General features: G+C 70.0%; 3 protein-coding genes and 4 pseudogenes. 1 reads left to right on the top strand and 6 read right to left on the bottom strand.

Features of this window, described 5'->3' with window-relative positions:
* The 6 genes and pseudogenes from GC106_RS23950 to GC106_RS23930 all read right to left on the bottom strand — a co-directional run.
* Nucleotides 1-2,035: pseudogene (locus GC106_RS23950) on the bottom strand (type I polyketide synthase); the annotation flags it as partial.
* A 304-nt stretch (nt 2,036-2,339) separates the two neighbouring features.
* A pseudogene (locus tag GC106_RS23945) lies at nt 2,340-12,593 on the bottom strand (type I polyketide synthase); the annotation flags it as partial.
* A 21-nt stretch (nt 12,594-12,614) separates the two neighbouring features.
* Nucleotides 12,615-12,731: pseudogene (locus GC106_RS49990) on the bottom strand (polyketide synthase docking domain-containing protein); the annotation flags it as partial.
* A gap of 221 nt (nt 12,732-12,952) precedes the next feature.
* Nucleotides 12,953-18,634 (bottom strand): annotated as a pseudogene (locus tag GC106_RS23940) (type I polyketide synthase); the annotation flags it as partial.
* Nucleotides 18,635-18,685: 51 nt separating this feature from the next.
* Nucleotides 18,686-19,645 (bottom strand): ACP S-malonyltransferase, encoded by a 960-nt coding sequence (locus GC106_RS23935; protein ID WP_217280865.1) that lies wholly within the window; start codon nt 19,643-19,645, stop codon nt 18,686-18,688.
* A gap of 48 nt (nt 19,646-19,693) precedes the next feature.
* The gene (locus GC106_RS23930; RefSeq protein ID WP_173134809.1) at nt 19,694-22,516 is read right to left on the bottom strand and encodes an ATP-binding protein; all 2,823 of its coding nucleotides are present in this window, start codon (nt 22,514-22,516) and stop codon (nt 19,694-19,696) included.
* 332 nt (nt 22,517-22,848) lie between these two features.
* Between GC106_RS23930 and GC106_RS23925 the strand changes: the two genes are divergently transcribed.
* Nucleotides 22,849-24,399, top strand: a complete 1,551-nt coding sequence (locus tag GC106_RS23925; RefSeq protein WP_173134807.1) for an MFS transporter — start codon at nt 22,849-22,851, stop codon at nt 24,397-24,399.
* Nucleotides 24,400-24,437 lie beyond the last annotated feature (38 nt).

Raw genomic sequence — 24,437 nt, 5'->3', positions numbered from 1 at the left:
CCTCGTCCTCACTCGCCTCAACAGCCACCATCGCACCACCCGACGGCAACGCCTGCATCAACCGACCACGCGCCTCCACCAACCGAGCAGCATCCGCAAGCGACAACACACCCACCACATGAGCCGCCGCAATCTCACCAATCGAATGCCCAGCCACAAAATCAGGCTTGATCCCCCACGACTCCACCAACCGGAACAACGCCACCTCAAGCGCGAAAATCGCAGGCTGCGCATGACCGGTCTGATCCAGGACCCCCTGGTCGGAGACCGCGCGAACACCCGGCAGGAGTTCGCATACCTCGTCATACGCCTGAGCGAAAACCGGGAACGCCTCATACAGCCCAGCACCCATGCCCAACCGCTGCGAACCTTGACCGGTGAACAAGAACGCGGACTTGCCCGCGACCGCACGACCAGTCACCACATTCGCCGCGGATTCCCCCGAGGCCAACGCGGTCAACCCGGCCCGCAACGTTTCATCATGCGAACCAAGCACGACCGCCCGCAGCTCATGTGCGGTACGAGAAGTAGCGAGCGAAAGACCGATGTCGACCGGCTCGCCCGTCACGGCCAGCAGCCGTGACGCCTGGGCCCGCAACGCATCGTCACTGCGCGCCGACAGCACCCACGGCACCAACGGAGCAGACACAATCTCGCGCGGCGCTTGCGGAGCCTCTGGCGCCTGCTCAAGAATCACGTGCGCGTTCGTACCGCTGATACCGAACGACGACACGGCAGCCCGTCGGAGGCGCCCGGTCTCCGGCCAGGCCTGTTGCTCACTGAGCAGACTGACTGCACCAGCGGACCAGTCGACATGTGGCGACGGCTCGTCCGCGTGCAACGTCTTCGGAAGCACTCCGTGCCGCATGGCGAGGATCATCTTGATCACGCCGGCGACGCCCGCCGCGGCCTGGGTGTGCCCCAGGTTCGACTTGATCGACCCGAGCCACAACGGGTTGTCCCGGTTCTGGCCGTAGGTGGCGATCAGGGCCTGTGCCTCGATCGGATCACCCAGTGACGTACCGGTTCCGTGCGCCTCGACCACGTCCACATCGGAGGGTTCCAGACCGGCGGCGGAGAGCGCCTGCCCGATGACCCGCTGCTGCGACGGACCGTTCGGGGCAGCCATTCCGTTCGACGCGCCGTCCTGGTTCACCGCCGAACCCCGTACCACGGCCAGGATCGGGTGCCCGTTGCGTTCGGCATCCGAAAGCCGCTCCACCAGGAGCATCCCGGCGCCCTCGGACAACACGGTGCCGTCGGCACCGGCACCGAAGGCCTTGACCTCGCCGCTGCGGGCGAGGTTCTGCTGCCTGCTGAAGTCGACGAAGGCGACCGGGGTGGACATCACGGTGATCCCACCGGCCAGCGCCAGCGAGCAGTCCCCGGCCCGCAGCGCGTGAATCGCCAGATGCAGGGCGACAAGCGACGACGAACACGCCGTGTCCACGGTGACCGCCGGGCCCTCGAACCCGAACTGGTACGCGACCCGTCCGGTGTAGACGCTGCCGTCCGAACCGCTGCCGAGGAACGCGGCCACGTCCTCGGAGACCCCGGTCACCGAGCTGTAGTCGGTGTACATGAGCCCGGAGAAGACGCCGGTCTTGCTGCCGCGCAGGGTGGCCGGGTCGATCCCGGCCCGTTCCACCGCCTCCCAGCAGACCTCCAGCATCAGCCGCTGCTGGGGATCCATGGCGACTGCCTCGCGGGGTGAGATCCCGAAGAACCCCGCGTCGAACTCACCGGCATCGTGCAGGAAACCACCCTCGCGGACATACGAGGTGCCCCTGTGTTCGGGATCCGGGTCGTACAGCGAGCCGAGATCCCAGCCGCGGTCGGCCGGGAACTCGGTGATCGCGTCGCCGCCACCGGACAGCAGCGTCCACAATTCCTCCGGAGTGGACACTCCGCCCGGGTAACGGCACGCCATGCCGACGATCGCGATCGGCTCCGATTCGAGCTCCCACACCCGCCTGCGGCTTTCCCGGAGGTCGATAGCCGCCTGCTTCAGGTACTCGACAAGCTTCTCGTCCGTCACAGCAGACCCTTCAGGTTGAGATGAGAGCTCGGGTGGATCACGACCGGCCGAATTCCCGGTCGAAGACGTCCAGCAGTTCCTCGGCGGAGGCGTCCCGGATGTCGCTGTGCACGTCGCCGCCCTTGGCGGTTGCCGAACCGCCGTCGCGATACCTGCTCAGCGCCCGCTCGAGCCGCTTGGTGATGTCCGTCCGCGCGGCCGCTTCGACGTCCAGGGCGGACAGGGTGGTCTCCAGCTTCGCGATGGTGGCGAGGACCTTCTCGACCTCGTCCGGCTCCTCCTGGTGGAAACCGGCCAGGATGTGGTCGGCCAGCGCGGTGGAGGTCGGGTAGTCGAACACCAGCGTGGCCGGCAGCCGCAGACCGGTCGCGGCGTTGAGCCGGTTACGCAGTTCGACCGCGGTCAGCGAGTCGAACCCGAGTTCGCGGAAGGTCTGGTCCGCGTCGACCGTCCCGGTCCCGGAGTGCCCGAGCACGGTGGACACGTGGCCGCGCACCACGTCGAGCACCACCGCGGCACGTTCCGCGAGCGGGATCTCGGTGATCCGGTCACGCAACGACTTCGCCGGTACGGCACTGACGGTGCTGCGCGTCGAGGTCCGGACGAGTGAACGCAGGATCGTGGGCACCTCGTCCGATGCCGCGAGCTTCCTGGCGTCCAGCCCCATCGGGATCAGCACGGGGGTGTCGGCGGCGCCGACCACGTCGAGCAAGGCCACACCCGCCTCGGTGGACAGCGGCACCAGTCCGTCCCGCCGCATCCGCCGCAGGTCGGTGTCGGTGAGCTTGCCGGTCAGGCCGCTGCTTTCGGCCCACAGGCCCCAGCCGAGCGACAGTGCCGCCAGGCCTTGGGAGTGCCGGTGCAGTGCCAGGGCGTCGAGGTAGGTGCTTGCCGCCGCGTAGTTGGCCTGTCCCGCCGTACCGAACACGCCGGTGGCGGAGGAGAACAGCACGAATGCGGACAACTTGAGGTGCTGGGTCAGTTCGTGCAGGTTCCAGGCCGCGTCCACCTTGGGACGCAACACCGTGTCGATCCGCTCCGGCGTGAGCGCGTCGATGACTCCGTCGTCCAGCACACCGGCCGTGTGCACCACACCGGTCAGCGGGGTGTCGGCCGGAATGGCCGCCAGCACGGCGGCGAGTGCGTCACGGTCGGCCGCGTCACAGGCGACGATGTCCACCTGCGTGCCCAGCACGCCCAGTTCGTCCCGCAGTTCGGCCGCACCCTCGGCGGCCAGGCCTCGGCGGCTGGTCAGGATCAACCGTTTGGCCCCGTTCTCGGCCAGATGCCGGGCGACGAGACCACCCAGCATGCCCGTACCACCGGTGATCAGCACAGTGCTGTGATCCGCCCAGACCGTGTTCCGCTCCGGGTCGACCGGACCGAACCTGGCCAGTCGAGGCACCGAGGCGATCCCGCCACGCACCGCCAGCTGGGGCTCGCCTCCGCTGAGCAATGCGGGCAACGCACGCAGTGACTGTTCGTCTCCGTCGACGTCGGCGAGCACGATCCGGCCCGAGTTCTCCGACTGGGCGGACCGCACCAGGCCCCACACCGCCGCCAGCGCCGGATCCGGGCTGGTCTCATCGGACACCGCGACCGCACCCCGGGTCAGGATCACGAGTGTGGAGTCGGCGAACCGGTCCTCCGCCAGCCACGCCTGCACCGATTCCAGTGCCTTGCCGACGGCCGAGCGCACCACGCCCGGCAGGGCACCCGATTCGACCACGGGCAGCAGGACGAACTCGGGCAGCGAGTCCTCTTTGGACAAAGTAGGCAGGTCCGGCGCGGTGCCGACCTCGACGTCGGTCTGCCGGATGGCTTCCGCGATCACATCCGCGTCGGCTCCGACCACGGCGAGAGCCCGCGGGACGGCCGAGGCCCGCGGCACCGTGATCCAGTCGAGCCGGAAAAGCGAATCCTGGCCCGCCGACCGCATCTGCTCGGCCGACACCTCACGCATGACCAGCGAGTCCACTGTGGCGACCAAGGCACCAGCGCCATCGGTCACCACGATCTGAACGCCGTTCTCCCCCACCCTGCTCAACCGTGCGCGGAGCGTGGTCGCGCCGACCGCGTGCAGCCGGACACCGGTCCACGCGAACGGCAGCTCAGGGCCTCCGGTATCGCGGTCTTCGCCGACACCGACCGCGTGCAGCACCGCGTCGAACAGCGCCGGGTGCAGGCCGAAACCGCCGGCCGCACTGGCGAGTTCCTCGGGCAGCGCGACCTCGGCGAAGGTGTCGGCACCACGACGCCATGCCGCGACAAGCCCACGGGACATCGGGCCGTAGTGGTAACCGGTCTCGGCGAGCTCCGCGTAAAGTCCGCCCACCTCGACGGGCTCCGCGTCGGCGGGAGGCCAGACGATCTCGCCGGCCGGGACGGCCGCGCCGGTCTCCTTGGCCAGTACGCCGGTGGCATGCCGGGTCCACGGCTGGCCGGCCCCGTCCTCGTGGCGGGTGAAGACGGCCAGTTCCCTGCGACCGTCCGGATCGGCCTCGCCCACGGTCACCCGCAGGTGGATGCCGCCCGTGTCCGGGATCAGCAGCGGGTCCAGCAGCGTGAGTTCCTCGACGACACCGCATCCGACCTGGTCACCGGCCTGCAAAGCCAGTTCGACCAGCCCGGTGCCCGGCAGGACGACCGTGTTCAGGATCGCGTGGTCGGCCAGCCAGCGGTGTGTCGTCAGCGACAGCCTGCCGGTGAAGACGAACGCGTCCGAGTCCGGCAGCGCCACAGACGCCGCGAGCAGCGGGTGATTCGCCGTGACCAGCCCCGCCGCGGTCACGTCTCCGGCGCCACCGGCGACGCGATCCAGCCAGAACCGCTCGTGCTGGAAGGCATACGTCGGCAGGTCGACCACCCGCGCACCGGTCCCGGTGAACAGCGGCTCCCAGTTGACTGGGACACCGTGCGCGTGCGCCGTGCCGAGAGCGAGCACCGCGGTAGTCTCCTCGTCCCTGTCCTTACGCAGGAACGACGCGAACACACCGTCGCCGTCGTCGGCCATCGCGGACAGCACACCGTCCGGGCCGATCTCCAGGAACCGCTTGACGCCCGCACCACGCATCCACGAGACGGCGTCGCCGAACCGGACCGCTTCCCGCACGTGCTCGACCCAGTATTCGGGATCGACGATCCGGGCCGTCGGCTCACCGGCCACTGTGGACACGACTGGTACCTGCGGCTCGTTGAAGGTCAAGCCCTGCACGACCGCGCGGAAATCGTCGAGCATCGGCTCCATCAGCACCGAGTGGAACGCGTGCGAGACCGCGAGTTGCTTGACCCGACGGCCCTGCGCCTTGAAGTGCTCGGCCACCGCACGGATCGGATCGGCCACACCGGACAGTACGACCGCGTTCGGGCCGTTGACCGCCGCCAGTGACACGTCGGCCGACAGGTGCTCCCGTACCTCGTCCTCGCTCGCCTCGACAGCGACCATCGCGCCGCCCGTCGGCAACGCCTGCATCAGCCGACCGCGAGCCTCCACCAACGTGGCAGCGTCCTTCAGCGACAGCACACCAGCGACGTGAGCCGCGGCGATCTCACCAATGGAGTGCCCGGCGACGAAGTCGGGCCGCACGCCCCACGATTCGACCAGCCTGTACAGCGCCACCTCGAGCGCGAAGATCGCGGGCTGCGCGTTCCCGGTCAGATCGAGCGCGGCGGCGTCCCCGATCCGCCGGATGCCCGGGATCAGGTCACAGACCTCGTTGTACGCCAACGCGAAGACGGGGAACGCCCTGAACAGGCCCTCGCCCATGCCCCACCGCTGCGAACCCTGACCAGTGAACAGCAGCGCCGTCCGCCCAGGCAGAGTTCCGCCCGTGACGACCGATGCCGACGACTCTCCCGCGGCCAGCGCGGCGACACCGGCACGCAGTTCTTCCGTGGTGGCACCGACGACGACCGCGCGACGCTCGTGCGTGCTGCGGGTCTTGGCCAGCGACAGACCGATATCGACCGGTTCGCCGTCGACTGCCAGCAGTCGCGCTGCCTGATCGCGCAGCGCCTCGTCGGTGCGGCCGGACAGCACCCACGGCACGACAACCGATTCCAGGATCTCGCGGGGCACATCCGGAGACTCCGCCGCCTGCTCGATGATGACGTGCGCGTTCGTACCGCTGATACCGAACGACGACACCGCCGCACGCCGCGCACGGCCGGTCTCCGGCCATTGCCTGGGCTCAGTGAGCAGCTCGACCGCACCCGCCGTCCAGTCCACGTGCGGCGTGGGCTCGTCCACGTGCAACGTCTTGGGCAGCACGCCCTGCCGCATCGCCTGGACCATCTTGATGATCCCGGCGACACCCGCGGCCGCCTGGGTGTGCCCGATGTTGGACTTGATCGAACCGAGCAACAGCGGCTGGTCCGCGGGCCTGCCACGGCCGTAGGTCGCCAGCAGCGCCTGCGCCTCGATCGGGTCGCCCAGCTTGGTGCCGGTGCCGTGTGCGTCGACGGCGTCAACGTCCGATGTGGACAGACCGGCGCTGGCCAGTGCCTGCTCGATCACGCGCTGCTGCGACGGGCCGTTCGGCGCGGTCAGGCCGTTGGAGGCACCGTCGGAGTTGACGGCCGAACCACGCACCACGGCGAGCACCCGGTGTCCGTTGCGCTCGGCGTCGGACAGGCGCTCCACGAGAAGCATCCCGACGCCTTCGCCCCAGCCGGTGCCGTCGGCGGCGGCGGCGAAGGACTTGCAGCGGCCGTCCGGGGCCAGGCCACGCTGCCGGGAGAAGGCCACGAACGTGTCCGGAGTGGACATCACGGAGACGCCACCGGCCAGCGCGAGGTCACATTCGCCGTTGCGCAGCGCCTGCGCCGCCCAGTGCAGCGCGACAAGCGACGAGGAACACGCGGTGTCGACGGTGACCGTCGGGCCTTCAAGGCCGAAGTTGTAGGAGATCCGTCCGGACAGGACACTGGCCGCGTTGCCGATCCCGATGTAGCCCTCGAGTTCCTCCGGCACCTGGTCGCTCGGCGGGGCGTAGTCGCGGTCGCTGATCCCGGCGAACACGCCGGTCCGGCTGCCGCGCACGGACGCCGGGTCGATTCCGGCGCTCTCGAACGTCTCCCAGACGGTCTCCAGCAGGATTCGCTGCTGCGGATCGGTGGCCAGTGCCTCCCGCGGGCTCATCTCGAAGAACTTCGCGTCGAACTCGGCGAGGTCGTAGAGGAACCCGCCCTCCCGGACGTAGCTCTTGCCCGCCTTGCCGGGGTCCGGGTCGTAGAGGGATTCGACGTCCCAGCCACGGTCCGACGGGAAGTCACCGATCGCGTCCGCGCCGGACTCGACGAGTTTCCACAGGTCGGCCGCGGAGGTCACGCCACCCCCGTACCGGCACGCCATGCCGACGATGACAATCGGATCGGTGTTGTCCACCGCCACGACGGACTGTGTGCTTCCCGGGGCGTCCGACGCGCCGAGCAGTTCCTCCCGCAGATACCGGACCAGGACCACCGGCGTGGGGTAGTCGAAGACCAGCGTCGCGGGCAGGCTCAGGCCGGTGGCGGAGGTGATGTGGTTACGCATCTCCACCGCGGTCAGCGAGTCGAAGCCGAGGTCACGGAACGCCCGCGACGACTCGACCACGCTGCCGTCGGCATAACCCAGCACTTCCGCGATCTGCGTGGTGACCATGTCCAGCAGGGCGCGCTCCTGGTCGGCCGGTGACAGGCCGGTCAGGCGCTCCCGCAGCGAGTTCCCGCCACCGGTGGTCTTGCCGGCCGCGGCCCGCCTGCGGACCGGCACCAGGCTTTCCAGCTTCGGCGGGTAGTCGCCGGTCACCGCGAGGATGTTGACGTCGAGCTTCACCGGCATGACCACTGCCTCGCCCGACCGCAGTGCGCCGTCGAACAGCCGCATGCCCTCGTCGAAGTCCAGTGCGACAAGGCCTTTACGGGCCATCCGGCGCAGGTCGTTGTGGGCGAGGGTGCCCGCCATGCCGCCGCCTTCCTGCCCCCACAGGCCCCACGCCAGTGAGACGGCGGGCAGACCGAGGTCCCGGCGGTATTCGGCGAACGCGTCGACGAAGGCGTTGGCCGCCACGTAGTTCGCCTGCCCCGGCGCGTCGAACACGCTGCACGCGGCGGAGAACAGCACGAACGAGGACAAGTCGAGGTCCTTGGTCAGTTCGTGCAGGTTCCAGGCGCCGTCCACCTTGGGCCGCAGCACCTTGTCCATTCGCTCGGGGGTCTGCGAGGCCAGCACGCCGTCGTCGAGCACACCGGCGACCTGGATCACCGAGGTCAGCGGGGCGTCCGCCGGGATGGTGGCCAGCAGTCCGGCCAACGACTCGCGGTCCGCGGCGTCACAGGCGGCGATCGTGACGTTCGCGCCCAGTCCGGTCAGCTCGGCGTGCAGTTCGGCGGCGCCACTGGCGGCCATGCCGCGTCGGCTGGTGATCACCAGGTTGCGGACTCCGAGGTCTTCCACCAGGTGACGGACGAGCACCACGCCGAGGCTGCCGGTCCCGCCGGTGACCAGGACCGTGCCGTCAGGATCGAACGTCAGACCGGGTTTGTCGTCGTCCGGGACGAACGTGGCCACCCGCGGCGCCCAGACCTGCCCGGCACGCACGGCGAGCTCGGGCTCACCGGCGTCCACAACGGCCGGAAGCACCTCGTCGAGCCGGGTTGCGGCGTCGATGTCGACCATCACGATCCGGCCGGGGTTCTCCGACTGCACGGAGTGGATCAGGCCCCAGACCGGCGCCATCGCCAGGTCGACCGGTTCGCCCGCGACCGAGACCGCGCCACGGGTGAGGATCACCAGCTTGGTGTCGGTGAACCATTCGTCGGTCACCCACGACTGCATGCGGGCCAGCATCCGGTTGACCGCGCTGCGAACGGCGTCGGGCACCTCGCCAGGCTCCCCGTGCGGCACCGGCAGCACCGCGATGTCCGGCGCGACGAGGTTCTCGTCCTCCGTGTCCAGCAGGGAGGCACCCAGTGTCTCGGCCAGCGCGACATCGTCACCGAGGACGGCCCAGGTTCCATCGACGCGCTCGCCCAGTGGCAGTTGCGTCCATTCCAGTTTGTACAACGGTTCCTGTGCCGTTGTGCCGGCGGCGATCTCGTCGGCGGCCACTGCCCGCCGCGTCAGCTGGTCCGCCGAGAAGACCACGTCGTTGGCGCTGTCGGCGGCCACGATCGCGTAAGAGTCCCCTTCTGCCGGGGAGATCCTGACTCGCAGCGTGGTGGCGCCGAGCGCGTGCAGCCGGAACCCCGTGCAGGACGACGGCAGCCTCAGACCGTCCACATCGGACTCAGCGAGCGTCACCACCTGGAGGGCGGCGTCCAGCAAAGCGGGATGCAGTGCGTAGCCCTCCGCCTCGGCGGTCGCGTCCTCAGCCAGCGCGACCTCGGCGAAGAGCTCGTCGCCACGGCGCCAAGCCGCTTGCACGCCCTGGAAGACAGGTCCGTAGCCGAATCCGAGGGTCGCGAGTTCGTCGTAGAACCGCTCGACGCCGACGGAATCGGCCTTGGCCGGCGGCCAGACCGCCTCGAACGACGGAGCCGGCGCACTCGCGGACGCCAGAACACCGGTGGCGTACTGGGTCCAGGACTGCTCGTCCGCAGCGTCCGCTGCCTTGGCGTACACCGACAGGTCCCGTCGGCCGTCAGCGTCCGGACCGCCGACGACGACCTGAATCCGGACTCCGCCACGATCCGGCACGATCAGGGGCGCGTGCCAGGTGAGTCCGTCGATCACCTCGCAACCGGTCCGGTCTCCGGCCTGGATCGCCAGTTCGAGCAGGGCACTCGCGGGCACGACGACAGCGCCGGAAACGACGTGGTCGGCGAGCCAAGGGTGGGTAGCCGTGGACAGCCGTCCGGTCAGCACGAAGCCGTTGGTTCCTGGCAACGGAAGCGTGGCGCCGAGCAGCGGGTGGTCCGCCGGGCCGAGCCCGGCCGATGACACGTCGGCGGTTGCCGCGGTTCCCTCAAGCCAGTACCGCTGCCGCTGGAACGCGTAGGTGGGCAGGTCGATCCGCCGTCCGCCAGGCAGCAGGGCTATCCACGCCACGCTGACCCCGCGGGTCCACACCCCGGCGAGTGCGTCCAGCAGCGCGCCCGTTTCGGGGCGGTCGGTGCGCAGCCCTGGGTGGAAGGTGACGGTGTCCGGCACACTGTCCTGGCCCATCGCCGAGAGCACGCCACCCGGTCCCAGCTCAAGGAAAGTGCCGATTCCGTCTGCGTGCGCGGCCTGGATTCCGTCGTGGAACCGGACCGCTTCCCGCACGTGCGCCACCCAGTAGCCGGGATCGCACAGGTCGGCCGGTTCCGCAAGGCGACCGGTCACATTGGACACCACCGGCAGCTCGGGCTCCTGGTACGTCAGGCTTTCGACCACCGAGCGGAAGCCGTCGAGCATCGGCTCCATCAACGGCGAGTGGAACGCGTGACTGACCCGCAAGGCCTTCGTCTTGTGCCCCCGCGACCGCAGCGTTTCCACGAGCTTGTGCACCGCGTCCGCGGCACCGGAGATCACCACCGAGGACGGCCCGTTGATCGCGGCGATGCTCACTTGCCCGTCCAGCAGCGGCGTGACGTCGTTCTCCGCCGCCCGCACCGAGTACATCACGCCGCCGCTGGGCAGAGCCTGCATCAGCTTCCCGCGCGCGGCCACGAGCTTCGCCGCGTCGGCCAGGGACCACACCCCGGCCAGATATGCCGCGGTCACCTCGCCGATGGAGTGGCCGAGCAGCATCTCCGGGGTCACGTCCCAGGACTGCACGAGGCGGAACAACGCGACCTCAAGGGCGAACAGCGAGGCCTGTGCGTACTGGGTCTGGTTCAGCGCCTCTTCGTCCTCGCCCCAGACGATGTCACGCAACGGCGAGGGCAACAGCGGATCAAGCTCCGCGCACACCTCGTCCCACGCCTGAGCGAAAACCGGGTACGTCTCGTACAGTTCCCGGCCCATGCCCAGCCGCTGCGAGCCCTGACCGGTGAACAGCACCCCAAGCCTGCCGTCGCCGACAGCCACCGCAGGGGCCTGCCGGTCGGCCAGCCGACGGACGGCAGCCAGCAGATCATCCCGGCCGGTCCCGATCACGACCGCGCGGTACTCCAGTGCCGCCCGGCTGGCCGTCAGCGCGAATCCGATGTCGACCGGGTCCAGTTCCGGCTGGTCGTCCACAAAAGTCGCGAGGTTCCTGGCCTGCGCGGACAGTGCCTGCGCCGAACGCGCCGACAACACCCACGGCACGATGCCGAGCGGCTCGGCTACCGCGGTTTCCACCGCGGTGGTCTCGGCCGTCTCCGGTGGCGGGGCCTGTTCGAGGATGACGTGCGCGTTCGTACCGCTGATACCGAAGGACGAGACTCCCGCCCGCCGCGGCCGTCCGGCCTCAGGCCACTGCCGGGCCTCGGTCAGCAGCTCCACCGCGCCCGCCGACCAGTCCACGTGCGGGGTGGGCTCGTCCACGTGCAACGTCTTGGGCAGCACGCCATGCCGCAGGGCGAGCACCATCTTCATCACACCGGCCACACCGGCGGCCGCCTGCGTGTGACCGATGTTCGACTTGATCGCCCCGAGCCACAGCGGTGTTTCCCGCTCCTGGCCGTACGTCGCGAGCAGGGCCTGCGCCTCGATCGGGTCGCCGAGCCTGGTCCCGGTGCCGTGCGCCTCCACAGCGTCCACATCGGACGTCCGAAGTCCCGCGTCGGACAGCGCCCGCATGATCAACCGCTGCTGTGACGGGCCGTTCGGCGCGGTGAGACCGCTGGACGCGCCGTCCTGGTTCACCGCGGAACCCCGGATCACCGCCAGCACCGGATGCCCGTGCCGCTGGGCGTCCGACAACCGCTCGATCAGCAGCACGCCGGCACCCTCACCCCAGCCGGTGCCGTCCGCCGCGCCGGCGAACGACTTGCACCGGCCGTCCGCGGCCAGCCCACGCTGCCGGGAGAAGTCGATGAAAGTCTCGGGCGTGTACATCACCGTGACGCCACCGGCCAGCGCCATCGAGCAGTCCCCGGACCGCAGCGCCTGCACCGCCCAGTGCAACGCCACCAAGGACGAGGAACAGGCAGTGTCCACTGTGACCGCTGGCCCTTCGAGACCGAGGGTGTACGCCACCCGGCCCGAGGCCACGCTCGCGTCCGTCCCGTTGGCCAGGAACGCCGCCACATCCTCGGAAATCCCGGACACGCCCCGGCCGTACTCGTGGTACATCACGCCGGCGAACACACCGGTCTTGCTGCCCCGCAACGAATTCGGGTCGATCCCGGCCCGTTCGACGGCCTCCCAGGACACTTCCAGCAGCAGCCGCTGCTGCGGGTCCATGGCGAGGGCCTCACGGGGTGAGATGCCGAAGAAACCGGAGTCGAACTCCGCGGCGTCGTAGAGGAAACCGCCCTCGCGTGCGTAGGAGGTACCGGCGTGCCCGGGGTCCGGGTGGTACACGGATTCGATGTCCCAGCCGCGGTCCTCCGGGAACGACGACACGCCGTCTGCGCCCGTGGCCAGCAGCTGCCACAGGTCCTCCGGCGAGGAGACCCCGCCCGGGTAGCGGCACGCCATTCCCACGATGGCGACGGGCTCCGACCTCTTCTCCTCGACCTCGGTCAACCGCGCCCGGGTCTCACGCAACTCCGCGGTCGTCCGCTTGAGATAGTCGAGCAGCTTTTCCTCGTTGTTCGCCACCGTCTCCACTCCACTGAATCGGTCGGAGGGCCTCATGTCAGCAAGGCCGAAAGACACCGAACCTGCCAACGCCACACCGGCGCACGGCAGCGGCAGGCCGGAACCCGCCGAATCATTCACCGCGACAGCACCACAGTCCGAGAACGCCGGGATTCCCTTTTCGCGCGGGAACCCGCGATTTCCGTATCAGGACATCACGGCCGGTAATCCGGCACAAGACGAGCAATCCACTGGCCGGGAATCAACCGGTAACCACGTCAGGCCCGTGGTTCCAGTTCGTTGTCCAGGATCTCGAACAGTTCCTCGGCGGTCGCCGAATCCAGGACGGGCCCTTGCCCGTCCGGCCGCCGGTTCCCGTCCCACGCGGCGAGCAGGCCACGCAGCCTGGCCGCCACACGCTCGTGCTCTTCGCCGTCCGACGCCCCGGCGCCCAGCAGGTCCTCCAGGCGGCCGAGTTCGGCCTCCAGCCCACCGGGCCCGCCGGAATCCTCGGTGACCAGCCTGCGGCCCAGCTCGTCGGCGACGGCCTGGCTGGTGGGATGGTCGAAGATCAGCGTGGACGGCAGGGTCATGCCGGCGGCCGCGCCCAGCCGGTTGCGCAACTCGACCGCGGCGAGCGAATCGACACCGAGCTCAAGCAGTCCTCGGTTGGCGTCGACCGCGTCCTGGCTGTCGTAACCGAGCACGGCGGCCACGTGTGACCGCACCAAGTTGAGCAGAGTCCGCCGCCGCGCCGGGGCGGAGAGCGTGGCCAGCCTGTCGGCCAAGGACTCGGTGGATTCGGCCACCGCGCCGGTTCCGGCGGCCCGTCGGACCTGTGGCCGGACCACACCGGTCAACAGGGCGGGTACCCCGCCGGGGCGGCCCCGCAGCGCGGCCTGGTCGATGCGTACCGCCGCCACGGTGGTTTCGCCGGTGGCCAGCGCCGCGTCGAACAGGGCCAGGCCCTCCTCCGGCGCCAGCGGCGGGAAACCCGAGCGGGCGAACCTGCGCCGCCCGGCCTCGCCGAGGCCGCCGGTCATCTCGCTGTCGATGTCCCACAGGGCCCAGGCCACCGCGGTGGCGGGGAGACCGGCAGTCCGCCGGCGCGCGGCGAGCGCTTCGAGGAACATGTTGGCGGCCGCGTAATTCGCCTGTCCCGCACCGTCGAGCATGGTCGCCGTGGAGGAGAACAGCACAAACCGGGTGAGGTCCAGGTCAGCTGTCAGCTCGTGCAGGTGCCAGGCCGCGTCCGCCTTCGGCTGGAACACGCGGTCGATACGTTCGGGCGTCTGGGACGCGAGCACCCCGTCGTCGAGGACACCCGCCGCGTGCACCACCGCGCGCAACGGATGCTCGGCGGGGATTCCGGCGAGCAGTTCGGCAAGAGCGGCCCGGTCCGAGACATCACACGCCGCAACGGTGACGGTCGCGCCGAGCGAACTCAGCTCCGCACGCAGTTCCTCCGCGCCGGGTGCCTGTGAGCCGCGTCGGCTCACCAGCAGCAGGTGCCGTACTCCGTGCTGCTGAACGAGATGGTGGGCGACCAACGCGCCAAGGCCACTGAGGCCGCCGGTGACCAGAACGGTTCCGTCGGCATCCCAGTCCACAGTGGATTCGCCAGTCGCCCTGGCCAGTCGCGGAACACGCAGCTCGCCGCCGCGAATCGCGACTTCAGGTTGCCCACACGCCACGGCACCGGCGATGGCCGAGCCGGACGCCGCCCAGGAGTCCACGTCGATCAGCGTGATCCGGCCTGGGTGTTCCGCCTGTGCCGACCGCACCAGGCCACGGACCGCCGCGGTGGCCAGATCGTCACCGGAGCTCACCAGGGCGAGCCGAGAACGCGCGAACCGTTCGTCGGCAAGCCATTCCTGGAGCAAGCCAAGGATTCGCTGTACGGCAGTGCGGGCGGCCCGCGGCCCGGTTCCCTCCGGCTCCCACGGCACCACCAGCAGATCCGGCGTACCGACCTCGGACAGCTCGGTGTGGCAGGACACCGTGAGTCCTTCGACGCCGAGCACGTCGCCGTCGCCCAGCAACGCCCATTCACCGGTCGGCGTACCCGGCGAGACGGGCGTCCAGTCCATGGTGAACAACGACTGGGCCACCACGGCCTGCCCGGCCGAAGCGAGTTGTTCGGTGACCGGCCGGGACACCAGCGCGGCCACCGAGGCGACCGGAGCGCCCGTCGGATCGGCGAGGTCGACCGCGACGGTGTTCTCCCCCGCTTTGGACAGCCGCACCCGCAGCGCACGGGCACCGGCGGCGTGCAGGCTCACACCGGTCCACGCGAACGGGACCCAGGGCGGGCCGTCGGTCGGCACGAAATCACCGAGGTCGATGGCATGCAGCGCGGCGTCGAACAGGGCCGGGGACAACGCGAAGTCGCCGGTTGCGGCGCCCTCAGGCAGGGCGACCTCGGCGAAGACCTCGTCGCCACGACGCCAGGCCGCGCGCAGGCCCTGGAACTCAGGGCCGTAACCGTATCCGCGCCGGCTCATGCTGTCGTACAGATCGCCGATGTCGACCGGTTCGGCACCCGCGGGCGGCCAAGCACGGAGCTCAGCTCCATTGTGGACGGTGTCCGTGCTGAGCACCCCGGTGGCGTGCCGGGTCCACGGCTGATCGGCGGAGTCGTCCGCCGGACGGGAGGACACGACGACCTGCCGGTCGCCCCGCTCATCGGCGGCGCCCACCTCGACCTGGAGCCGGATCGACCCGGTTTCGGGGACTGTCACAGGACTGTGCATGGTCAAGTCGGCCAGCCGTGGGCAACCGGCACGGTCGCCCGCGTGCAGGGCGAGTTCGGCCAAAGCGGTGCCAGGCAGCAGAACGATGCCGTTGATCGCGTGGTCGGCCACCCACGGGTGCGCACGCTGGGAGATCAGCCCGGTGAAGGACCACGTGCCGGCGTGTGCGGACTCGACCGCCGCGGCGAGCAGCGGATGCCCGGCGACGGACTGGCCGAGTCCCGGCGCGTCCAGCTTGGGCGCAGCGCTGTCGAGCCAGAACCGGCGCCGCTGGAAGGCGTAGGTCGGAAGCCGGACCGGGCGGGCCGATTCGCCGTACACCCCGGTCCAGTCGACGTCGGCGCCGCGCACCCACGCTCCGGCCAGGGCACCGGTGATCTCGCGGGCCTCCGCGCGGCCGCGGCGCAGGGCGGGCACGAACACGTAGTCCTCGCCGGGCACGCACTCCGCCGCCATCGCGGACAGCACCGGGTCGGGCCCGAGTTCCACGAACGTCCGTACGCCCTCGGCGGCCAGGGTGCGGACGCCGTCGGCGAACCGGACCGAACCGCGAACGTGGTTCACCCAGTAGTCCGGCGAGCCCAGCTCCGCCGCGGTGGCGATCCGGCCGGTCAGCGCGGACACCACCGGGATTCTGGGGGCCGAGTAGGACATCACCCGCATGACCATCCGGAACTCCGGCAGCATCGGGTCCATTCGCGGCGAGTGGGAAGCATGGCTCACCCGCAGCCGTTTGGTCTTGCGCCCACGGGCCGCGAACGTGGCCGCGACCTCCGTGACCGCATCCTCGTCGCCGGAGAGCACCACCGAGCTCGGGCCGTTGATCGCGGCGATGCCTGCCCGTCCGTCGAACGGCCCGAGTTCCGCGACGACCTCCTCCTCGGCGGCCTGCACCGAGACCATCGCCCCGCCTTCCCGGGGCAGTTGCTGCATCAACCGGCCGCGCGCGGTGATCACCGCCGCCGCGTCCGGCAGCGACCACACCCCGGCCACGTGCGCGGCGGCGATCTCACCGGTGGAGTGCCCGAGCAGGAAATCCGGCCGCAGGCCCCAGGATTCCAGCAGCCGGAACATGGCTGTCTCGATGGCGAACAACGCGGGCAGGAGATACGCGATCTCGTCAAGCAGCGCGGCCTGCGGGCTGCCCGGCTCCGCCCACACCACGTCGAGCAGTGGCCGGTCCAGATGAACGTCGATCTCCGCGCAGATCTCGTCCCAGGCGCGGGCGAACACCGGATAGGTGTCGTACAGTTCCCGGCCCATCCCCAGCCGTTGGGAACCACCTCCGGTGAACAGGAATCCGACCGGAGCCGACGTGGTTCGCCCCTGGACGACTCCGGGGACCTGCTGCCCCGCGGCGAGGGCGTCCAGACCACGGCTGAGCTCCGGCACGTCGCCCGCGACCAGCAGCGCCCGGTGATCCAGGTGCGCCCGGGTGGTCCCGAGGGCGTGGCCCAGGTCGGTCAGGGAGACTTGCTCGTCCACTATGGACTTCAGGCGGTCGGCCTGTGCGCGCAGTGCCTCCGGGCTTTTCGCGGAGACCGGCAGCGGCAGGACCGGAACCTGGTCGACAGTGGACGGTGGCACGGGTTGTGGTGGTGCCTGTTCCAGGATCACGTGGGCGTTGGTGCCACTGAAACCGAACGAGGACACCCCCGCACGGCGTGGGTGGCCGTTCTCCGGCCACGGCTCGGCCTCGGTGAGCAACTCCACGTCGCCCGCCGTCCAGTCCACGTGGGGCGTGGGCGCGGTGACGTGCAACGTGCGAGGCAGCGTCTGGTGCCGCATCGCCATGATCATTTTGATCACGCCTGCCGCCCCCGCCGCGGCCTGGGTGTGCCCGATGTTGGACTTGATCGAGCCCAGCCGCAAGGGCGTGGACCGGTCGCCGCCGTAGGTGGCGATCAGTGCCTGCGCCTCGATCGGATCGCCCAGGGTGGTGCCGGTACCGTGCGCCTCCACCGCGTCGACCTGGTCCGGTGTCAGGCCGGCGTCGACCAGTGCCTGGCGGATCACCCGCTGCTGCGAAGGGCCGTTCGGTGCGGTGAGGCCGTTGGAGGCGCCGTCGGAGTTGATCGCCGAGCCACGGACAAGGGCGAGCACCGGGTGTCCGTTGCGGATCGCGTCGGAGAGGCGCTCGACCACGAAGACGCCCGCACCCTCCGACCAGCCGGTGCCGTCCGCGTCCGCGGAGAACGGCTTGCACCGGCCGTCGGGCGCGAGGCCGCGTTGCCGGGAGAAGGACAGGAATGTGCCGGGCGCGGCCAGCACGGCGACGCCACCGGCGAGCGCGATGGTGCATTCCCCCTGCCGCAACGCACGAACGGCCAGGTGCAGCGCGACAAGAGAACCGGAGCACGCCGTGTCCACAGTGAACGCCGGGCCTTCGAATCCCAGGGTGTACGCGACGCGCCCGGCGATGAAGCTGGACGTGTTGCCGGTGGACAGGTACCCCTCGATCCCCTCGGCATCGGTGAGGCGCGGCCCGTACTCCTGCGGCTCGGCGGCGAAGAACACGCCGGACCGGCTGCCGCGCAGGGACGTCGGGTCGATTCCGGCTCGTTCCAGCGCTTCCCAGGACGTCTCCAGCACCAGCCGCTGCTGCGGATCCATGGCCTGCGCCTCACGCGGGCCGATGCCGAAGAACTCGCCGTCGAACTCCGCCGCGTCGTAGAGGAATCCGCCGTGACGGACGTAGCTCTTGCCCGCGGCGTCCGGGTCCGGGTCGAACATCCCGTCCAGGTCCCAGCCACGGTCGGCCGGGAACGGGCCGATGACGTCCCGGCCCTCGGCCACCACCTGCCACAGCTGGTCCGGGTCGGTGACCCCGCCGGGATAGCGGCAACCGATGCCCACGATCGCGATCGGGTCATCGGCGTCGGCCACGGAACGAACCGGGGGCTCGGCCGCGGCGTTCTCGCCGAGCAGTTCGGCACGCAGCCTCCTGGCCAGGATCGCCGGCGTGGGATAGTCGAAGGCCACGGTGACCGGCAACCGCAGACCGGTGGCCTCGGCCAGCCGGACATGCAGGTCGGCCGCGGCGAGCGAATCGAATCCCAGGTCCGTGAACGCCAGGTCCGGGCCGAACTCCTCCCGCGCGTCGTCGCCCCGGACGTTGCGCAGTGCCGCGAGCGCGTGCGTACGCACCAGATCCAGCAGCATCCGGTGCTGCATGGACGCCGGCAGTCCACGCAGGTCCTCGACGAGCCGTTGGTTCCCGAGTTCGTTCATGTCTGCTCTCTCAAAGGTCATCGGGTGTCAGGCCGTGCGGAGTTTCCGCTTCGGCGAACCCGGGCGCAGTGCGTTCCTGGGGTTGATCGCGACGACGTCGAAGTTGCGGACCGTGCAGTCCAGCCGGTGGAACATGTCGTCGGGACCGGTGAACCAGAGCGTGTCCACGCCAAGCCCGGCCAGCGTGCCCACGATGTCCGGCCAGCGGATCGCCCGGTCGAAGGTGTCGAGCAGCATCGTGCGCATCGCGTCGGCGGAGTTCACCACCGCGCCGTCGGCGTCCGAGACCACGGTGAGCTTGGGCGGCTCGATCCGGTATCGGGAAAAGACCTCCGCCTCCGCCTTCGCCCGCAACGCGCCGAACGCGCTCGCGTGCACCGGCGGGCGCATCGTGTACATCGAGTATCCGCCGAGATCCCGTACCGCCTGGATGAAGTCCTCCAGCGCGGACTCCCGCAGGGAGATCATGTAGAAGCCGCGATCCAGCGTCCCGGAGATCTCGAACCACTGGCCGCGGGCGCGCATCTCGTCCAGCAGTCCGTGGAACGGTTCGTCCGGCACCCGGTAGACCGCGTGTGTCACCACATCCGCGTACTCGGCGGCGAAGTACTCCCGCTCGCACCGGGCAAGGTCGACCGTCAGCCGGACGACGTCGACGAAATCCAGCGAGCCGGTGTACGCGGCCGCCGCCTTCTGGCCGAAACTCGCCCCGACACAGACTTCCGGCCGCATCCCGAACCGGTCCTCGGCCCGGTCCGCCGCGGCGAGCGAGGCGATCACGAAGGCCAGCTGCGCGTACTCCGAGTAGGCCGTGTCCTCGGTGTCGAACCGGCCCAGCACGGACAGGCCGAGCACCTCGTCGGCGACGGAAAGCCGGGCGCGCGCGTACCGGTCGAGCACGAGGAACCGGCCCGCGCTGCCGAAATCGAACTTGCCCATCCCGGGAAACACCACGGCCGTCCGCTGTGCTTCGCTTTGCCCAGTCATCGGGGTGCACACCTTTTCAGTAGGTCGAGATCCGCTTCACCAGGCCGGTCACACGGGCAACACAGCCGGCAGTTCGCTTCGCCGCTTGATGTTCAGCTTGCGGTACACCTTGGTCAGATGCTGTTCCACGGTGCTCAGCGTGATGTGCAGCGTCTGCCCGATCTCACGGTTGGTCCGGCCGGACACGGCCAGTTCGGCGACCCGCCGCTCGGCCGCACTCAGTGCCGGACTGCCGTCCACGTCCCGCGGACCGCCCGGCCTGGCATCCGTGTTCAGTGCTCCCAGGCAGGCCAACACCTCGCGGCGCAACGGATGCGCGTGACAGCGCTCGGCCAGGCGCAGTGCACGGTGCCACAGCTGCCTCGCCCGGGTCAGCCGGCCTTCACGGTGCCGGACCCGGCCCAGTTCGGTGATCACGTGCGCGAGGTGATACCCGTCCTGCGCGGTCTGCAGAAGATCCACGGCCGCGTCGAGGATGGCCCGCCGCTGGGGGAGATCGGCGACCGAAGCGAGCACACCGAGCGAGACTCCGCGCATCCAGCCGGATGCCGATCCGAGCATGGCCAGCTGTTCCCGGATGAGGTGCGTCGCCCGGTCGGCCTGGCCGAGCTGGGCCAGTGCCCGCGCCATCTCCACGCGCCACGGCAACGTCACCGGATCATCGAGGTTCCACGAGGCCGCGAGATCGCCCACCGTCCGGAAATCGTCGAGCGCGGCATGCGGCCGGCCGGTGGCGAGCGAGAAATGCCCGCGCGCGACCAGATACTCCAGCCAGTAGCCGCTGTGCCCCATCGCACGGGGGATCGCCAGGGTGAACGCCCGCTCGGCCTCGTCGAACTTGCCCATCCTGGTCGTGGCGAGGACGAGATGACTCAGCGGCGACCCGATCGCCACTCCCCAGCTCCGGACCGACAGCAGCGACAGGGCGTCGCAGGCGTCGCGTTCGGCGTCGGCGAGTTCACCGAGCCGCAGATTGATCGCCGACCTGAGGTCCGTCAACACCGCGCACCACGCCGTCGCGTGCTGACGCTCAGCGTCGCGAAGCAGGTCCTCGCACCAGTACATCGCCCGCTTGGGCTGGTCTGCGGCAAGCAGTTCCCGCAACGCGGACAGCACTGATTCCGGCGGGGTGTCCCCGACCCGGCTTTCCCGCAGCACCTGCTCGGTCCGGTCGACCATTGCCGTGTTGTCGCAGTCAGTCGATGACGTTTTGGCGCGAACGTTCTTGGCTCGCAGCGGTTCGGTCAATCCATTGCGCTGCGCCGCGGCGAAGAGCGGCGGGTGCCAACGGGCAAGCCATCGCCCGGTCAGGTCTCGCTCCGCCGGGTCCGGCGGCCCTGTCACGGTTTCCAGTGCGCGCACGGCCTCCCCCGGCTGGCCGTGCCAAGCCAGCGACCGGACCAGCCGCATCGCTTCACCGTCGGTGAGCATCCCCTGCCGCAGGGCCGCCCGCAACGGGCCGTGATGCCGGCTCGCCGCCGCCGGGCTGACGGTCCACTGGAACCTGGCCAGTCGCGCGGTGAGCGTGGCACGCTGACGCCCGTCGCCGCAGAAGCGGCTGGCCGACTCGAGGTACCGGACGGCATCCCCGACCTCGCCGAGGGCGAGTGCCCGTTCGGCATGCGTCAGGATCTGGTCGCCCGCGGCCCGCAGCACTCCGGCCGCCCAGGGTTCCTCGGCCTCACCGGCATCGAGCAGATACCCGACCACCTCCGCGGGCGCCACCCCGTCCGCATGCAGCAGCCTGGCCGCCCGGAGGTCCAGTGTGGACCTTTCAGCGGCGGTCAGTTCGCCGAGGATCACGGCACGGGCGCGGCCGTACCGGAACTGGGAACCGGCGGTCAAACCGGCCAGTTCCAGCGCTTCCAGCGTGTCGCTCACCACGGAGAGCCGTTCGCCGAGGAATCTGGCCAGCAGCGCGGGAGTGGCCAGCTCGCCGAGCACCGCGATCGCCCTTGCTGTCCGCTGCAGTTGCGGTCCGCCTCGATGCAGACAGCTCAGCACCGCACTGGCGAAGGCCGGCCCGGCCACCGGCTCGCTCATCCCGTCGACGCCCAGCGCACGGCAATCCTCGATCAGCGCGTGCAGCAGGAGTGGATTGCCGCCGGTCAGTGCATGACATCCGGGTGCCAGCCGGGGCGCGGCCTTGACGTCCAGCCGATCGGCGAGCAGCCGGCCGATTCCGTCCTGGGACAGCGGTGGCAGCGTGAACAGCCGGGAATCGGGATGCCGCAACGCCTCCGGCACGAGCCCGGACGACGTTCCGGTGCGTTGGCCGAAGACCAGCATCACCGGCGCCGACCCGATGCGGTGCAGCAGGTACGTCAGCACACGGATGGAGGCATGGTCCGCGAACTGGTGATCGTCGACGCTGATCACCAGCGGCTGTTCGCCGGCCAGGTCGAGCAGCGCGGCACAGACGCTGTGCGCGATCCTGGATTCCGAGTCCTCGTCCGGCGACTCGCTCCCGTACGGCGACGCGATCAGATCGGTGACCAGCCTGGCCACCGCCGATCCGGTCGTACCGCGAAAGAACTGTTCGACCACACCGAAGCGCAGGGTTTGCTCGGTGGGGGTACCGCAGGCGTGCAGCAGTGTCGCTCGGGCGGATACCGCGTGTTGTTCGAACGTTTCGAGCAGAGCCGTCTTGCCCGCCGCGATTCCCCCGCTGATCACGGCGACCTTGCCGTGACCGCAGGCGCTTTCGGTCAGCAGCCGGGCCAGCTCCGCCAGGACCGAGTCACGTTCGACAAGCTTGCCCGTGCCTGCCGGGGCGTCGCGGAGGAACCGCTGCGCCGGGCGGTCGAGCACCGCCTGGTTGTTCGTCTGCCGCGTCACGCCGAGCGGCCGCGCACAATCCGCCTCGCTCATCCGCGCACTTCCCAACCTCAACGTGTGTCGGTAACAACTCGCTGGTGACGCTAACGCGGCAGGGCTGGACGTCCCCACAGAACAGTTCCACCGACGGGTAACCGGGAGGGAACGCGCCGTGGTCCCTGCTCGCGAGGAGATATCCGGATTCCGGGCGGGGTTGCCGTTCGATGGGCGGCACGTGGAAAGAGCCAGCGCGGCGTCGCCACTCCAGGTCGATACCGTAGTGAACTGGTGAGGACCGCCACGCCGAGACACGAGAGACACAGAGAGACACAGAAGGACACGGAGAGCAGGGGGTACACAGTGGACAGTGCACGGGTGGTCGGCGCGTGACCAGCCGACTGGTGAGCGCCGCGACGATCTTCGTGGCGTGCCTCGCACAGCTGATGATCGCGGTCGACGTCACCGTGTTGTACCTGGCGGTTCCCGCGTTGACCACACAGCTCGGCGCCTCGGGCGAGTCGGTGCTGTGGATCGCGGACATCTACGGCTTCACGATGGCCGGTCTGCTGGTCACCATGGGCAACCTCGGCGACCGGTTCGGGCGTCGGCGGGTGTTGGTCTACGGCGCCATCGCGTTCGCGGCGTGCTCGGTGCTGGCGGCGTACGCGCCGACCCCCGAACTGCTCATCGTGGCGCGGGCCTTGCTCGGTGTGGCGGGCGCGGCGGTGCTGCCCGCGACTTCGTCGTTGCTGCGTGCGGTGTTCACCACACAGCAGGCCCGCACGGCCGCGATCGGCGCCAGCGCGGGCGTCTCGGCGGCGGGGTTCGCGATCGGGCCGATCGTCGGCGGACTGCTGCTGGACTCGTTCTGGTGGGGTTCGGTGTTCCTGGTGAACGTGCCGGTCACAGCGTTGATCCTGGTGGCCGCCAAGTACGTGCCGGAGTCGCGCACACCGGAACCGTTGCGGCTGGACCTGTTCAGTGTGGTTCTCTCGGTGATCGGCGTGGTCGCGGTGGTCTACGCGGTCAAAGGCGCCTTCTACACGGGCTTGTGGCACGCCGATGTCCTGGCCGCGCTCGGGCTCGGGGTGGCCGCGCTGGCGCTGTTCGCGCGGCGGCAGCTCCGGCTGCCGGTCGCCCTGATCGACCTGCGGCTGTTCCTTGATCGCGGCTTCGCGGCGTCCGTCGGGTCGAACCTGATCTCGGTGTTCACCCTGGCCGCGTTCGGGCTGATCATCAGCCAGTACTTCCAACTGGTGCGCGGGTGGTCGTCGATCCAGTCCGGGCTTGCCTACATCCCCAGCGCGCTGGCCGCCATGCTGGCGGGCGGCCTGCTGGCCGCGCGGGCGGTCAACCGGTTCGGCCGGTCGGTCTCGGTGGCACTCGGTCTCGGCCTTGCCGTGCTGGGATTCGCGGTGTTCGCGTTGATCGAGGCGGACTCGCCGTACGCGCTGGTGATGGTCGCTCAGGTGGCGTTCGGCGCGGGCGCCGGCCTCACGCTGACCGTCACCAGCGACACGATCCTCGGCACGGTCCCGCGCAGCCGCGCCGGTGCCGCGGCGGCGGTGTCGGCGACCGCGTACGAGCTGGGCGGATCGCTTGGCATCGCCGTGGTCGGGAGCGTGCTCTCCGGGATATACCGGGCGCAACTCGTGCTGCCCGCCGGTGTTCCGGCGCCGATGGCCGAGCAGGTCCACGAGTCGTTCTACGAAGCGCTCACGGTGGCCGCCGCCTTGCAGGACACGATCGGCGCCGCCGTCCGGAACGCCGCGGTGACGGCGTTCGTCGACGGTATCCAGGTGAGCATGGTCTTCAGCGCCGCGGTGATGGCTGTCCTGGCCCTCATCGCGTTGAGGTCGCTGCGTGGCGTTCCCAAGGTCATCGAAAAGGATGCCGTCGAGGAACAGGGCACCGCGGGCGGCACGCCGTTGTCATGACGGCACTCGTTCCATCCGGCGAATTGCCGGCGAATGGC

The organism is Kibdelosporangium persicum, from assembly GCF_013280595.1.
In the GTDB taxonomy this organism is placed as follows: Bacteria; Actinomycetota; Actinomycetes; order Mycobacteriales; family Pseudonocardiaceae; genus Kibdelosporangium; species Kibdelosporangium persicum.
This window is presented reverse-complemented; position numbering and strand designations above follow the sequence as displayed.